Source organism: Pseudomonas sp. TH49 (assembly GCF_016650625.1).
Classification (GTDB): Bacteria; Pseudomonadota; Gammaproteobacteria; order Pseudomonadales; family Pseudomonadaceae; genus Aquipseudomonas; species Aquipseudomonas fluorescens_H.
Genome location: NZ_JAEKFL010000002.1, coordinates 566,485 through 581,524, shown reverse-complemented (window position 1 = coordinate 581,524; position 15,040 = coordinate 566,485). Strand labels below are relative to the sequence as shown.

At 55.8% G+C, this 15,040-nt stretch carries 16 protein-coding genes; 3 read left to right on the top strand and 13 right to left on the bottom strand.

Features of this window, described 5'->3' with window-relative positions; translation table 11 throughout:
* Positions 1 to 157 precede the first annotated feature (157 nt).
* From gspD to gspG, 5 genes are read right to left on the bottom strand one after another with little or no spacing between them, the layout of a single operon-like run.
* Positions 158 to 2,536 carry a type II secretion system secretin GspD gene (gspD, locus tag JFU48_RS20080; RefSeq protein ID WP_201137421.1) on the bottom strand — a complete coding sequence of 793 codons (2,379 nt, stop codon included), beginning with the start codon at positions 2,534 to 2,536 and terminating at the stop codon, positions 158 to 160.
* Entirely contained in the window at positions 2,533 to 3,081 is a 549-nt protein-coding gene (gene gspM, locus JFU48_RS20075) for a type II secretion system protein GspM (protein WP_103521949.1), read from the bottom strand. Before gspM ends, gspD begins: the two co-directional genes overlap by 4 nt.
* A complete protein-coding gene (gspL, locus tag JFU48_RS20070) occupies positions 3,074 to 4,258 on the bottom strand; it encodes a type II secretion system protein GspL (RefSeq protein WP_201137420.1) in 1,185 nt (394 codons plus the stop codon). The genes gspM and gspL overlap by 8 nt, the downstream gene beginning before the upstream one ends.
* Positions 4,255 to 5,208, bottom strand: a complete 954-nt coding sequence (gene gspK / locus JFU48_RS20065; protein ID WP_201137419.1) for a type II secretion system minor pseudopilin GspK — start codon at positions 5,206 to 5,208, stop codon at positions 4,255 to 4,257. The genes gspL and gspK overlap by 4 nt, the downstream gene beginning before the upstream one ends.
* A gap of 8 nt (positions 5,209 to 5,216) precedes the next feature.
* Positions 5,217 to 5,675 carry a type II secretion system major pseudopilin GspG gene (gene gspG / locus JFU48_RS20060; protein WP_027613117.1) on the bottom strand — a complete coding sequence of 153 codons (459 nt, stop codon included), beginning with the start codon at positions 5,673 to 5,675 and terminating at the stop codon, positions 5,217 to 5,219.
* A 148-nt stretch (positions 5,676 to 5,823) separates the two neighbouring features.
* Here gspG and gspI point away from each other — a divergent pair, with 148 nt between their 5' ends.
* Positions 5,824 to 6,204, top strand: a complete 381-nt coding sequence (gene gspI / locus JFU48_RS20055) for a type II secretion system minor pseudopilin GspI (protein ID WP_201137418.1) — start codon at positions 5,824 to 5,826, stop codon at positions 6,202 to 6,204.
* A gap of 37 nt (positions 6,205 to 6,241) precedes the next feature.
* Here gspI and JFU48_RS20050 read toward each other — a convergent pair whose 3' ends face one another.
* From JFU48_RS20050 to JFU48_RS20035, 4 genes are all read right to left on the bottom strand, one after another.
* Entirely contained in the window at positions 6,242 to 6,622 is a 381-nt protein-coding gene (locus JFU48_RS20050) for a hypothetical protein (RefSeq protein WP_103486241.1), read from the bottom strand.
* A gap of 124 nt (positions 6,623 to 6,746) precedes the next feature.
* Entirely contained in the window at positions 6,747 to 7,136 is a 390-nt protein-coding gene (locus JFU48_RS20045) for a hypothetical protein (RefSeq protein WP_103486240.1), read from the bottom strand.
* Complete coding sequence (locus tag JFU48_RS20040; RefSeq protein WP_201137417.1) at positions 7,129 to 8,472, bottom strand: hypothetical protein; 1,344 nt, start codon at positions 8,470 to 8,472, stop codon at positions 7,129 to 7,131. The genes JFU48_RS20045 and JFU48_RS20040 overlap by 8 nt, the downstream gene beginning before the upstream one ends.
* A 348-nt stretch (positions 8,473 to 8,820) precedes the next feature.
* Positions 8,821 to 9,180, bottom strand: a complete 360-nt coding sequence (locus JFU48_RS20035; protein ID WP_095136351.1) for a DUF6124 family protein — start codon at positions 9,178 to 9,180, stop codon at positions 8,821 to 8,823.
* A gap of 571 nt (positions 9,181 to 9,751) precedes the next feature.
* On the opposite strand from JFU48_RS20035, the gene JFU48_RS20030 reads away from it, so the two are divergent.
* Positions 9,752 to 11,005 carry an HNH endonuclease gene (locus tag JFU48_RS20030; RefSeq protein WP_201137416.1) on the top strand — a complete coding sequence of 418 codons (1,254 nt, stop codon included), beginning with the start codon at positions 9,752 to 9,754 and terminating at the stop codon, positions 11,003 to 11,005.
* A gap of 103 nt (positions 11,006 to 11,108) precedes the next feature.
* Here the strand turns inward: JFU48_RS20030 and JFU48_RS20025 are convergent, their stop codons facing one another.
* The 4 genes from JFU48_RS20025 to JFU48_RS20010 form a co-directional block, all read right to left on the bottom strand.
* A complete protein-coding gene (locus JFU48_RS20025; protein ID WP_201137415.1) occupies positions 11,109 to 11,276 on the bottom strand; it encodes a hypothetical protein in 168 nt (55 codons plus the stop codon).
* 84 nt (positions 11,277 to 11,360) lie between these two features.
* Positions 11,361 to 11,744 (bottom strand): hypothetical protein, encoded by a 384-nt coding sequence (locus JFU48_RS20020; RefSeq protein ID WP_201137414.1) that lies wholly within the window; start codon positions 11,742 to 11,744, stop codon positions 11,361 to 11,363.
* A 116-nt stretch (positions 11,745 to 11,860) separates the two neighbouring features.
* Positions 11,861 to 12,247, bottom strand: coding sequence for a hypothetical protein (locus JFU48_RS20015; protein ID WP_201137413.1), 387 nt, complete (start codon positions 12,245 to 12,247; stop codon positions 11,861 to 11,863).
* Positions 12,244 to 13,392 carry a hypothetical protein gene (locus JFU48_RS20010; RefSeq protein ID WP_201137412.1) on the bottom strand — a complete coding sequence of 383 codons (1,149 nt, stop codon included), beginning with the start codon at positions 13,390 to 13,392 and terminating at the stop codon, positions 12,244 to 12,246. Before JFU48_RS20010 ends, JFU48_RS20015 begins: the two co-directional genes overlap by 4 nt.
* Before the next feature lie 674 nt (positions 13,393 to 14,066).
* Between JFU48_RS20010 and JFU48_RS20005 the strand changes: the two genes are divergently transcribed.
* Positions 14,067 to 14,993 (top strand): DUF4238 domain-containing protein, encoded by a 927-nt coding sequence (locus JFU48_RS20005; protein WP_201137411.1) that lies wholly within the window; start codon positions 14,067 to 14,069, stop codon positions 14,991 to 14,993.
* Positions 14,994 to 15,040 lie beyond the last annotated feature (47 nt).

The following is a 15,040-nucleotide window of genomic DNA, read 5'->3' as shown; positions in this document are numbered from 1 at the left end:
GTGAGGGGATTTATCCCCGATGGGCTGCGCAGCAGCCCCGAAACCTGACATCCGAATACATCTAACTCACCGCGTGCATAGGTTTTAGGGCCGCTTCGCTGCCCATCGGGGATAAATCCCCTCACTACAGGGTTACTTCTCAGATTGATGGAGGGATTCAAAAGCGTGTGCTCCCTTCGATCGGCACAGCCTTGATCGTCGCTCTCGGCCCCGTCCCCGGTACCACCGCCGGAACCCCCTGCGCCGCCGTCGGCAGCTGCGGCGCCTGCATGTCCGGCATTGCCCAGCTGCGCTCCGGTTGCAGCCCACCCTGGGCGCGGCGCATGAAGTCGTAGCGGTTGAGGGTGATGCTGCGCCCCGCTTCGCTGTCGCGGATGATGTACGGGCGCAGGAACACCATCAGGTTGGTCTTGGTGATCGCCCGGCGTTCGTTGCGAAACAGTGCACCGATCCCCGGCAGCGTCCCCAGCCATGGCACCGCTTCGTTGCTCTGGCTGTAGCCGTCCTGCAGCAAGCCGCCGAGAACCATGATCTGGCCGTCGTCGAGCAGGATGCTGGTGTCGATCGCCCGTTTGTTGGTGACGATGCCCGCCGACGCCGCGCTGGCCGAAGCGCGCTCGTCGATGCTGCTGACCTCCTGATAGATATCGAGCTTGACCGTCCCGCCCTCGGAAATCTGTGGCCGCACATTCAGCTTCAACCCCACCTCTTCACGGGTCACGGTCTGGAACGGGTTGTTGCTCGTCCCCCCGCCCCCGGTGACATAGCTGCCGCTGACAAACGGAATGGTCTGGCCGACAAAAATGCTCGCCGCTTCGTTATCCAGGGTCAGCAGGTTTGGCGTCGACAGCACGTTGGTGCCGCCCTTGCTCTTCAACGCTCGGGCCAGCACTTTGAGGTCGAGGATCTTGCCGATGCCGGGGATGTCGACCGTGCCGTTGACGTAGCCGAGGTTCAAGCCTTGCGGCAGCACGTCGAGACTGGTCTTACCGTTGAGATTGATCCCTGACCCACCGAGGTTCGCCCCGCCGATCACGCCTTTGCCGCCGAGATTACCGGTCTGCCACTGCACGCCAAACTCGCTGGCATCGTCTTCGCCGACCTCAACGATCAGGCTCTCGATCACCACTTGCGCACGGCGCTGGTCGAGCAAATCGATGACCTCGCGCAGATTGCGATACAACGGGTCCGGCGCGGAAATCAGTAAGGTGTTGGTGGTGGCGTCGGCCTGAATTGTCACCCCGCCGGCGCTGAACGCGACGTTCTGTTCACTGGCCTGTTTGCCGGCGCTGCTGGTCGCACTGCTGCCCTGCGCGTAACTGCCGCCGGTATTGCCAGTGCTTGAGGTGGTCGAGGTGTTGCCACTGGTTTGCGTGCCGCTCTGCGCACTCGACCCGCCATTGTTGCCGTTGCTGCCCATGGCGCTGAGCACCGAGCGCGCACTGTCGCTGGTGCCGCTGTCGCTCTCGCCGGTGAGCAGCCCGCGCAACGCCTGCGCCAGTTTCGCCGCTTGCGCGTTGCGCAGATAAACCACGTGCAGGTTGCTCGGATTGCTCTGCGCGTTGTCGAGTTTGTAGATCAGATTGCGCGCCAGCTCGGTGCGCTCGGGGCTGCCGGCGCGGATGATGATGGTGTTGGAGCGCGGGTCGCCGATCACCGCGATTTTCTGCGTCGGATCGTTGCCCGGCGCGTCGAGCAGATCCGCGACCATCGGCGCGATGTCAGCGGCGATGCCGTTCTGGATCTGCACCACGTCGGTGTCGATTGCGCTCGGGCTGTCGATGGTCTGGATCAACTGGGCGACGCGGGTCAGGTTCTCGGCGTAATCGGTGACGACGATAGTGTTGTTGCCCGGGTAGGCATTGATCGGATTGTTCGGCGATACGATCGGGCGCAGCACCGGAATCAGGTTCACCGCGTTCTCGTATTGCAGGCGAAAGGTGCGCGTGAGCATGCCATTGCCGGCGGGTTTGTCCGGGCTGTAGATCGGTCCGCCGAGCAGTTTCGCATCGGCTTCCGGCACCACCTGGGCGACGCCGCCGACATCGACCACGCTGAAACCCTGCATGCGCAACGCCGCGAGCAACATGTCGTAGGCCTGCCGCGCCGGCACCTGACCTTCCGAAACCAGCGTCAGGTTGCCCTTGACCCGAGGGTCGACCAGAAACTGCTGGCCGGTCGAGCGCGACAGCGCACGCACCACCGCTTGAATATCGGCATCGACAAAATTCAGCGTCACCGGCTGATCACCCAACGGGTTGCTCGCCAGCGTGTTGCTGCGCGGAGCCGCGCCACTGCGCGCACGCTCAGTGATGTTGTGCATTTGCCGTGGTTGCGGCGCCGCTTGCGCCTGGGCGCGTTGACGATCGAGCAGCGCATCGCCGCTGCGCTGGGTGTTGGCCAGTGGCCGGCCGAGTTCGCTGTCCACCAGCAATGGCGGCTGGTTCGGCGGAGTGGTAGTGTTGCTGCACGCGCTCAACGCCATCAGCAGCATCGGCAACGCCATGCGCGCCGGTTTGGATCCTGACCCCTTCATGAAGCTTCCTTAGCGCCCAGCGCCTGATCCATGCGAACGGTGCCTGACAATGTGCCGGCAGTGACTTCGGTCGAAGCGTTGTCGGCGCGTTGCAGACGGGCCTCGACCACTTGCAGAGAAAGTTGTGCCGGGTTGCTCAACAGCCAGTCGAGCAGCGCATCGGCCGGCGCCGCGTCGAACGTCAACTGCCATGCGCCGGCCTCCCCGGCCTGTAATTGGTAGTGCCCGGCCAGGCCGCTGGCCTGCAGGGTCTGCTCAAGAGACTGCTCGATGCTTTGCCCCTGCGGACGCACGCTGACCTCGCGCAACAGCACTTCAAGGGCTTCGGTCTGCGCGCGCAGCTTCGGCGTTTCGCTTTGCCAATAGCTGATTTTTTTCAGCGGCGGCTGAATCAATGCGACCCACACCAACAACGACAACAGCACCACCGCCATGCCGCCGACCATGCGTTTTTCGCGCAGGGCCAGCGCTTGCCAGCGCGCCTGAAGTTGCGCGCTGAAACGCTGCCAACGGGCGCGATAAACCGCGAGCGATGCCTTATTCATCTTCTGCTCCGCTGTCGTCAGCGCTTTCGTCGGGGGTCGTGACTTCGTCGCTCGGGCGCAGCAGCCAGCCTTCATCGTCAGCCGTCGCACTGATCCCGACCTGAGCCAATGCGGCTTGCCAATCCTTGTCCTTGTCATTGGCGCTGCGCCGGGCATCGGCCAGCAGACTCAACTGCAAGGTGCCATCAACAAACGTCAGGCGCTCGACCGTGCCGGCCATGAACGGCATGCCACTGCCGGCCTGCAACACCAGCCGATTGAACGGCTGCGCCGGGTCCTCCGCCGCGCCCTTCTGCCGCGCCGCCAATTGCTGGCGCGCCTGCTGCAGCGGATTGAGGATCACCGGCAACTCGGGAAAGGCCTGCTTCACCCGCTGCGCCATTTGCGCCTTGAGCTGCTGGCCCTGACTCGCCTCGCGAGCGGCATACAGATTCAAACCGATCACCCACACCGCCACCGCCAATGCGCAAAGTCCTAACGCCCGGCCCCAACCGCGATGCTCGCTGCGCTGCTGTTGCACCGCACCCTGCAGGCCCCAACCGGGCAACGGCCCGGTCCAGCGCTGCGCCTCAGCCATCGGTAATTGCGCTTGCGGCGGCGGTGCCGAACCGATCCAGTGCAGCGGCGTGCCGCAGGTCAGCAGCCAATCGCCAATCTCCTCGTCGAACAGCGGCTGCACCCGCGCCACCTGCACGCTTTCGCGCAGCAACAAATGGCCGTCCTGCCGACAGGCCACCGTGCCCGGCAGCACCGGCAAGCTGTACGCCGCCGGGTACAGACCGCGCAGATTCAGACCGGCCTGTTTCAGCAGTTGCCCCAGGTGCAGCAAGCGCTGACGCGGCGCCCAGGCGATCTGCACCTGCCCCGCTTCATCCCGCGAACTGTGGGCGATGTGCATGTCATTGCTGTCGCCGAGCATCAAGGCCTGCGCCGCACATTGCACCGCCGCTGCGGTCTTGTTCGCTGGCAACGGCGGCAATTCGATGCTCGCCAGCAGGCTGTCCGACGGGTGCAGAAAAGCGCTCAGCGCTGGCTGCTTCGCTGACTGCCCCAGTTGGCTAAAGGTCAGAGGCTGCTCACGAATGACCTGCCCCTGACGGTCCAGCCACGCACATTCCATCTCACTGTCGAGACTCAACCCCGCCAGTGGCGGCAAACTCACACGCAACTGACTCATACACCCACCCGCGACCAGATCACTTGTGGCAGACGATCCTCGCTGCGGTGCAGCAACGCATCGAGACTGACCCGACGCTGATCACGCCGCGCCTCGCCGCGCAGACGAAACCAGTCACTGGTGATGCCGACCTTGACGCTGGTCAGCTCCAGATTGGGCATGCGCAAGCGGTTGACGAAATCGCCACGGTTGATGAACCAGCGCCCGGCATCGCGCTCATTGATCAGCGCCTGCGCGCGCTCCAGCGACAACCCCGGCACGTACGCGGCCAACACAGGTGCGGTGGCGGTATTGCCATTGAGCCAAGTGGTCGCCGGGATCACCGTCAGGTACGGCGCCAGTTTGCCGATGACCGCCTCATTCACACCCTCCACGCTACGCAGATCATCAACGCTGCGCAGCATCGGCAACTTCGGATTCTGTGGCTTGCGCGACGCATTCGGCGACGTGGCGCGGCCACTGTCAAAGCCGTTTTTGCTCGCGGTGTTTTCGGCAATCTGCGGGTTCAACAGATACGGATAAGAGCCGATCACCCGCTGACTGATGCGCTGACTCAACCCGGCGCTGATGCCGATCAACTCGCACAACCGCTGAAACGCCTGCACCTGCGCCTCATCGACACGCTCGTTGGCCACCAGATTGCGCAGGTTGAACTTGCCCTGCTCATCCTCCAGCCGCCCCTCGAAACCCTGCGCACTCAAGCGCTGCGCCCACGGCTGATCGAGCCGGGTCAACGGATCACGCTGCCGCGCATCCCAGAGCAATTGCCGGCTGATCTCCAGACCGCCGTGCAACACCCAGCGTCCCTGCACCCGCTGTTGGTCCGCCTCTAGCGCACGAGTCGAAACGCTCTGCCGGGTCAACATCCCCGCTGCAATCACCGCGACCACCGCCGCAATCAACAGCGCACTGATGATCGCCATCCCCTGCTGGTTCGATTGGCTGTTCATCGCCGGCCTTACAGCTGCCAGGAACCGATATCGGCATTCACGCCGTCGCCGTCAGGCTGACCGTCGGCACCGAGGGAAAAGATATCGATCTCGCCATTCGCGCCGGGGTTGAGGTACTGATAAGGCCGACCCCACGGATCGTTCGGCAAACGCTCCAGGTACGAACGCCAGTTACTGTTCTTCGCATCCGCCGGCCGCTCCACCAGCACTTTCAAACCCTGACTCTGGCTCGGATAAGTACCGTGATCGAGGCGATACAACTTTAGCGCCTGCATCAAACCGCCAATATCCTGCTTCGCCGCCGTGGCCCGCGCCTGATCCGGCCGATCGAGCACCTTGGGCACCACCATCGCCGCCAGAATCCCGAGAATCACCACCACCACCATGATCTCGATCAGGGTAAAACCCTGCTGCCCACGGGGCATCCGGCTCGGTCGTCCGGGCTGTTTGAACTGCGCGATATCCATCTCGACATTCCCTTGGCTTGATTCGATTCGACGCGCAGTGTTGCAAGAAGATATGTCAGGGATGTTGAAAATCCTCGGGAGTTTTCGTCGTCAAGCCGTCAAGGACGGGGGTTAGGGTCGAGGGCTGTGTTCTGGTTTTGGGCCTTTTATGCGCGCGTGTTCCCGAGAAGCGGGTTTCACCCTGATTGAAGTGCTGGTGGCGCTGGCGATCATTGCCGTGGCGATGTCGGCGGCTGTGCGCGTGGCGGGGTTGATGACGCAGAGCAGCGGGATTTTACGGGATCGGTCGGTGGCGATGATTGCGGCGCAGACACGCATGGCGGAGCTGCAACTGGAAGGCCGAATGCCGACTGGTGTGAAAGCTGTTGATTGTGATCAGGGACGGTTGTTGTTGCGGTGTGAGCAGGTAATCGCAGCTGCCGAAAACGGCCGACTGCTCAAGGTCGGCATCCAGGTCTTCAACCGCAACCAGGACGCCCCGCCCCTGGCCCGCCTGGAAACGTTGCTCAGCCGGGCCGAAAGTCCCTAGCCCTTACGAATCGCCGAACCGTCAAAGACACCTGCTCCTACAAAAAACCTTTGTATTTCCCATAAAGCCAAATCACCCACGATGCACCGCACACGACATAGCTGACATGAAATGGACTCGTCGCCCAGAACCTGAGTCCGCTGGGCAGGCGTTGAACGGCATCGATCAGCAAGGGTTCCTGCAGTTGGATACTCTTGGATGTAATCAACTGGCTGACAGCGGTCATCCGCTGAGTTCTCGAGTAAAAACTTCCCCCTGATGAACCACAGTCCATGGATAGGTACAGCCACTCATCAAAGTGTTTTTCCAGAGCATCGAGTTTTGTATAAACGGCGTAGAAAATCATTGCGCAGTTGATCACGCCCAGCAGGATCAGCGCCCCACATGCCCAGGCAAATACTATTTCGGTGATTTCCATTATTCGGAATACTCATGAGTTTCTTGCCCTGAAAACTCACCATCATCAAACATCCTTTTTCTGTCTCCACGGCACCCAGACGGCTCGCGATAGCACTTGATAGACGACAGGTTTCTCATGGTGCTTACTCGAACAGTCCTAAATATTCCGCCCAACCATACAAAGCCAGAATTCCCAGCAGAGAAAATGCATTCAATCGATATGGAATTTCGACCCACCGCCGCAAATTCAGCGGAAGGCTCTGGACATCTTCGAGCGCGCTCGGATTATCCAGCAACAGGCGCGAAGGACGTTTACGAAGCAAAGCAGTGATCAGGTTGAGCCTGTACCTTCGCGCCCAAAAACCGGAACGTCCCTTCTGAGGGCAGTTGTGGAGCAGAAAGCAATTTTCAAGGTGCAATTCAATTTCGGAAAGCTTGAAATACCCGACATAGATCATCACCAGAACGTTGGAGATGATCAGCACCAGTAACGCAATGCCAGTGGCGGCGAACAGAAGTTTGATTTCAGTCATTTGAGGTTACTTCGTAAACGATTTCACCGACGACATCGCCGATCTTAGATCCTGTATTGCCTGCTACAGAAGCTGTCGCGCCGCTGATGACGAGGACGCAAATAACGCCGCCAATGCCTCGTGTTTTTAGTGCAACACCTGCGCAATACTCCATTGTGAGCGGTGCGGTATATGTGGTTGCCGCGAGAGTTGTTCCAACGTTACCTGCCAGTTTACTGCCTTCGATGAATTTAACCTTCTGGCATTCTTGATCAGTACCGGTACGGCACACTTCGTTGATTCGTAGAGTTGCCGCCCCTGTTGCTAAACCTATTCCGACGTAACCTCCGATCTGCATGAACTTTGCCGCCCGCGCAACGCCAACGATGTTGGACGCATATCCCGGCAACTGAGTGGGACCTCCCGCTTTATCCCAACGGTGAATGGTTCTTCGAGTCGACAAACCCAATGCTCTTTTAAGCTTGGGGTGATCGGCAATTCCGGTTCCCTTGCGTACCAGCGCCCCAAGGCCACCATCAAGCTTCGTCAAGATCCGTTTGCGCTGTGCAAAAAAATCCGGCGAGCGAAGATGCCCGTATTGCCGATAATGCTGCTGGTGCAGTTGCTCCATATCCTGCAAAGCTTTTTTCAACCCATCCAGATGCTGGCCGATCATATAAGAGGCAATCCCCAGCGACCCCGCCGACACCTCCAGAAACGGCTCAATGACCTCATGGTGCTCAACCATGAACGAAGCTTCTTCATCCGAAAGGTCTTTCAACGCCTCGTTCACCTTCTCCGCAGCGGCCATCATCTGCGCTTCTTCGCGCCGGCACATATAGTTGCGAGAGTCACTGAACAAGACCATTTGCCCAGGTTTGACCCGCTCACCGAGGTGTCGATTGAGTGAGCGGAATTCGCGAAGCAGTGAATCGCCAGGCCTTATTTCGTACAACTCCCGTTCAAGCGCTTCGAGCGTCATAGGTTTCTGAACGATGTGGAAACCCGATTCGGCGGGTTGCGGCAAGGTATAGGCGTGTTCCTCCACCAGATGTTGTGCGGGAGGAGGCTCGGGTTTGGGGTTGAAGGCGCTCCAGGAGGCACCGCTGCTATCTGCAACCTTGCGCGGTTTCACTACTGCCCACTCACCGTTATGCACAGCATCGATGAGTTTTCGCTTATTCGCGCCTTGCCTGTAGTTGGAACGATGCAGGCCCATGGCTTTTAACAAGTCGTCGAATCCGGGCAAGTCGTCCGGGCGATTCATTGCCTGTCGGAATTCTTCCATGGCTTGGTAGGAATCAAGGATCTGGTCTCGCTGACCATGCAGCTCGCTTTGCGGAATGAGTCTGGCCACGCCCGTCTCCAGTTCTGAAAACGGGGGACTTTGGCGAACAGACTCAACTTTGAATGCAGGATGGATCGCTGTTCGTTGTAGGGGAAATCCGGTTTTCTGGCTTGCAGACGCCGCGCTCAAATCATCAATGTTTTATGACGCCTGTGCGTGGCGGATCGGCGAACTGCGCGACAGAGGGGACCGATTTATTTTCCGAGAATAAATCCGTCCCCTCTGTCCCCAGCTCCCACCGGTTTCAGCGACTTACACAAAATCTGTAATCAACATAAATCCCTGTGGGAGCGAGCCTGCTCGCGAAGGCGCCAGAATGAACACCCGATCAATCACCAGGTGATCCCGACACCCGCATCACCCCGGCAACTGCAAATTATCCAACGCCCGATTCACCGCCAACTCCCCCAGCATGATCAACTGCGCAATCCCCGCCAGCGCATGACGCTGCGACACCGGCAACAAGCTGGCGATGTTCTGCGCGAGGGTTTTGGCCGAAGCGAGTGTTTCACTGGCATCGACCAGCAGTTCTTCGGTTTTGTTGTCCGCCGTCACGGCATACATGCCACGGGTTTTACGCGGCGGCGGCGTGGAACCGGGCGGACAGAGGTAATGGTCGAGCGCGCGATCGGCGGCTTCGTGGAGTTTTTTGGAATCGATGGATTCGTAGGGGGAAACCGAGGCGGTTTCGGGCGGGTTGGGTGTTGGTTTGATCATGAGTGAATCTCCAAATCTTAGAAAAGGAGCCATCATCTTTCGCTACCAAACGAAGGGGTGGTGGCCATACGAAGGTTGGTAGACCGGTGACTTGGAAAACCGGCGCGCCCGAAGACGCCCTGCGCATGGCCACCATAAATACACAGCCCCAAAAGGGCCTGCATCGGGTGACGCAATGCGCCAAGTCTAAGCCGGGCTACCAAACCCGATCGCTGATTCGTCAGCGACCGAACCACAATAGAACCCGCTCCCAAGGCGCACAAGCCGGCGGATTCTGGCGTAGCTGTAGGCAAAGGCGCAAGGATATGTAGCCTGAGAGAGTGTCTGGAGATGTTTTTTTAAACGTTGGCGTTTATCGGAGCCTCACTCAGTCACCTCGTCCTTCAATAAACCACCCCCAGGCTCGAACTACGACGTGGACAACAGTTCGGTTATTCGAGCAACTACGTCGCCTTCAAATCGCCAACCATCGCATGGACAAATGACTTACTGGATGCTGCACCGGTAAACTTGCATCTGTTTGAAAAATTCCTGCATCACTTCTGAACCTAAAATTGAATGGAGTCAGCATTTGGCTTATTACGTCTTCAACATCGGCTTACCCGCCACTTCCGAGTGGTGGGCACAAAATCTGGACCGAAAGGTCATTACGGCCGGCTACAAAGGCCAGTCAGGTGATCGTGGAGACATAATCCTAAATCAGCTTATTCCGGGCGACTGGGTCATCGCCTATGTCAACGGTCATGGGTATGTGGGTGCAGGGATAGTCCTCGGTTATGAAACATACCGATTGCACCTCCAACTTCCGAGTGGTTCCTTGTCGGACCATCGGCACGAACGTGCAGTTGACTGGCGATATTTTGTTGAGGATATAAGTCATGCAGTCAACATCGATGAGGCTAATCGGCAGCAGCCCCGACAAACCAAAGAGAGCATTGATTCAGAAAAACATGCCGAAAGGATGATTGGTGAAATCCAGGCACGCTCAGGGGACAGAAAAGGCAGGCATGGCAGGCTGCGGTGGGAGCTTGTCAGAGAAGCAGTATTTGACCTTGGGCGTGCTGTATCCGTGGCCGAGGTAAGGGCGCTGATCGCAATGCGAGATCCACAGTTCAATTCAGAAAATATCAGGCCCGATCTGGAGAAAATGTCAGTCAATAGCGATATCAGGGCCCATTATCAAGGCGTGAAAAAAGGACGCAGAAGTGATTCTGGGCATGCTGCCGACAGGCTATTCAAAACGTTCTCCGAGACAAAGGTTCGGTACGAACCCTATATTCCTGAGGTTCATGGGGTTTGGATACTGGAATACGACTTTGCAGGCAATGGCAAGGTATACCAGGCGCCGCAAACATTGATTGCACATGCTGCGACATTAGCTCGTCGAGAAGTCGACGCGATTGAGATGGCACCGATCGATAGCGAATTAGATGGTCGGAAGCGAGTATTGATGCAGGTTGCCATGCGGCAAGGGCAGTTTAATTTCCGTTCGTTGATGCTGGTCGCGTACGAAGAGAAATGCGCAGTCACGGGATGTTCTACGGTTGATGTGCTTGAAGCCGCACACATCATTCCATATCGCGGCATCCATACAAACCGAACTGATAATGGACTGCTTCTGAGGTCGGACATCCACACATTGTTCGATATGGGGCGTCTTTGGATTGACCCAAAAACGATGGCTGTTCGTCTCGCCAGCGATATGAAAAACACTGATTATTGGCAATATGAAGGAGTTAAAATTTCTCTGCCAAAATCTAGAAATGACTGGCCGAATCCTAAGCATCTGACCAAGCACATTGAAGACTCAAGCCCTGCAAAGTAGAGAAGACAACAAAAGAAAACAAAGGGGTTGATTTATTTTCTGGGAATAGATCAGTCCCTTTCCCTTCAAAGCAGGCGTCCAAACACTGGAAATTACTCCCCATTCAGCTAATTGAATGATAATAGGGCAGACTTATCTCTCTCTCACTAGCCTCGACGGCATTGAAAAATAAATCCGTCCCGTTTTCGTACACGCCTATCCAAAGAACAATCCCCACCAGACCAATCATCGCCATGAAAAGAAGTACTGTATCAATAACATTCAAACTCATTCGCCCGCCTAATAAATCTTCCCACTGACCCTGTACCTGTTGCACCTACGAGTGTTCAAACAAGGGAAAAAACCTGATGCCAGGTTATTTGAGAACTCCTGATTTACCCAAAGCAACAAGTAAAACCATCGCAAAAAGCAGCACTATAGCGCTCCATTGCATCCATACAAGTTTCTGCCTGAGTGAGGCCGGAAAGCTTGCTACATCCTCGATGTTAAGCGTGCCGCGCCTGATGTAGAAATTCGCATACGTAACGAGACCAGAGGCGCCACCTACCAAAAGCAATCTGCCCCACGCACCTCCGTGCTTCAGCGCAGCTAACCTGGTGCCGGCAGAGCTGTTTTTGAGGTGTTCAAGGATCACGTCCGTCTTGATGTGCGCAATGTGGAGCGCAATCCCGATCCAGATGAGCATTGAGATAATCACTACGCCACACAACCCTCCGGCTATTAGTTCTGCGATATTCATTTGGTGACCTCGTAAATCATTCCGCCAGCCGGCTCACCTGACACCCGCCTGTTTAACCATCGGCGCTTATCCAGACTTCACTGTGCCTACGGCGCGACCCGCGCAGTTCAGAGGCGCTAAACGAAACCTGATTTAACAGCTATTCCGAAGCTGATCATGACCAACAACAGGCAAATAACGCTCCATTGCAGCACTACTAACTTACGCTTGAGATGGGGTGGGAAACTGGCCAAATCTTCGGAGCTTAGCTCGCCCCTTTTCAAATAAAACTTGGGGAAGGTGACGATGCCTGAAATACCACCCACGAGCAGAAGCTTTCCCCAAGGTCCACCGTGCCTAAGTGGTGCGCGAGTCATGATGGCTGAGCAATTCTTCAGGTGCTCCAACATCAAATCCATCTTCGTATAAGCCAGGTGCAAACAGACTCCAATCCAAAGAATAAGCCCTGCCAGATCAACGACGGCAATGGATAGAAGTACCTTATCAACGACGTTCAAACTCATTTACTTGCCTCATAGATCTTCTCACCGGCCCACTCGCCTGTAGCCCCACCAAGGGCCCCACCAGCGTATGAACCTGCAGCTACGACGATGACGCCACATGCCAAGGTTGCCATGCCACCTGTAGGCACACCTAAGCCGACACAGATAATCCCCGCCGTGGAGCCGGTCAAAAACGCACCGGTAGCAGCACCGCCGGCCACTCCTCCGACGAAGTTACCACCCTCGGTATATTTGATCTTTTCACAGGCGTCTTTGTTGCCTGCCGCACAGACTTCTTGAACCTTCATGTAAGACGCCCCACCACCTACGGCTGTACCAATCCAGCCACCGTACTTAACAACCTTGGCTGCTCTCGCGACACCTTCCGTATGAGTGGCGTAGCCAGGAATCTGCCCCGGAGCCCCCGCCAGACTCCAGTGATGCACCAGACTTTTGCTGGATATGCCGAGAGCTGATTTCAGGCTCGGATGATCAGGGAAGCCGATGCCCTTTCTGGTTAAACCGGTGAGCTGTCTATCGAGCTTGGCAAACAAACGTGCACGTTCTGCAAAGAACTCTGAACTACGCAAGTGACCGTCACGCTGAAAACTTTTCTGGTGCAACGCTTCGATTTCCTTCAGCGAGGTTTTCACGTCCTCCAGGTTCTTGGCGAAAATCGATTCACCCACACCGATTGATGTTGAACCTTGCGAAAGAATGGATTCAATCTCGCCCCGATAGCGAACCATGAAGCTCGCCTCTTCATCGCTCATGGGTTTGAGTGCAGCATCCACTTTCTGAGCCGCTTCCATGAGCAACGCTTCTTCACGCGTGCACTGCGGATTGTTCGGATCACTCAACACGATAAGTTGACCGGGCTTGGCATAACCGGTGACGTGAGGGTTGAGGCGCGTGAATTTCTCAAGCGTCGCCCCATCCGGCTTATCGAACAGTGCAGCTTCTAGCGCAGAGCGCGGCATGACTTGCTGAACGATGTAGAAACCGGGCTCCGCTGGTGCCTTCGCAGCAGCCGGTTTCTCCGCCGGTTCCTCAGGGTATTCCGCCCAGTACTTGGCGTGCAGGTCGGTCGGTTCTACTCCGCGATAGACCTTTTTTCTTGGTGGGTTAGGTAGCGCGGGCCTTGGTACATTTCCATATTCACTCATGCATCATCCTTGTCATTTCGGGAATACTGACTTGAAGTTCTGACAGCCGCACGCTATCGGAAAGCCCAAGTGCAGGCTGTAGGACAAAGCCTAAAATGCTACGTCCTAGCTGCTGATTCCTGTCATTCGTGGGGTGCGCAGGATAACTGGTGAGGGAAAATGGTTGTATGGCAGCAGATGGCCATCTCGTTGCGGTACCAGATGACTCGCGTGCGTTGATCTATTTTTCACACCCGATGGCTGCTTTCGGCCAGAAGCGGAAGCTTAAGACGGGTCTGCTTTCGGCCAAAAGCAGGCGGTCGGATGCGTCTAGGAAATTAGGGGCGATTTTGTTTTATTGCACGGGAGCATTAACTTATTAACTCGGCGGAGCCTCCGCATAACAGCAAGCAATTAGCTTCGGAGTAAAAAGGGCTACATGTCCGCGGCGCGTTTCCAGTACATCGCGGCGACAAATGCCTTTCAGCATCTGGCAATTCCCCGTATGCCTACGTCCGCAAATTCGTTGCTCGCCACTGCAGTTTGGCTTGCGGTACAGTCAGCGTTGCCTGTTAATCCAGCGCACGGGTTGTCACCACGTCTAACCAGTGGTTCAAGTCGCTTGCTCCGCTCACTGGGACAGCGTTCCGCCGCCCCTTAACCAAAAGTTATGTATTAATCTGAGACCATGTGTGATGAAAAAAAGACGTCAACATTATGTGTGGAGGCATTATCTTAGGTCGTGGTCTAGCAATGATCAAATCTGGTGCCATCACGATGGGAAAACATTTTTATCAAACCTCATGGGCGTGGCACAAAAACGAGATTTCTATAAAATAAGTGAGCTCACTGCAAGTGATATACTAATTATAAATAAAACGGCTATTGAAATCACAACAAACAAAATGCTAAAAGAGGCGAATGCAGGCTGGATAAAAGCATTTCAAATGCTATTCACGATAAAAAAACAATTATCTGAGAGAGATATAAACCGCCCAGGCCTTGTTGAAGCATTTGATGAGTTAGCCATAAATATTGAAGAGGATCTACATTCAGCAATTGAAGCTGGAGCCATAAGACATATAGACAAAATCCTGCGGCGAGATACTAGCCTTTTCCATAGTGAGGAAGAATACATGAACTTCTCCCACTTTATCTGTGTCCAGTACTTGCGCACAAACAGAATAAAAGAAAATATGATAAAGAATACTGAGAGTTTTTTCCCAGGCATGATAGAAAGAACGTTTGGCGTATTCAGACATATATACGCAACAAATATGGCGTGGTCGACCTTTGCAAGAAGAGAGGAATTCAAGCCAGCATTGCTTATAAATAACACCGACACTAACTTTATAACCGGAGATCAGCCTATAATCAACACCTATGCAGCCAGCCTAGGTTGGTCGGCGCCTGTAGCGGAAGTTGAATTTTACTATCCGTTCTCGCCTAAAATAGCTATGATAATTTCAAGCAAAGAGCAATATAAGAGCGGCGATATATTTGAGCAAAATGCTGAGCAAGTCCACATGTTCAATATAGCAATAGCAAAATCAGCGCACAGTCAAATTTATGCACAATCTAGTCGTGATTTAACTCCATACATTCATGAAGTGTCTAGGTGAGTTTACAGTTGCGCTACTAAGCCTGAATAGATTTGAAGAAATTAATT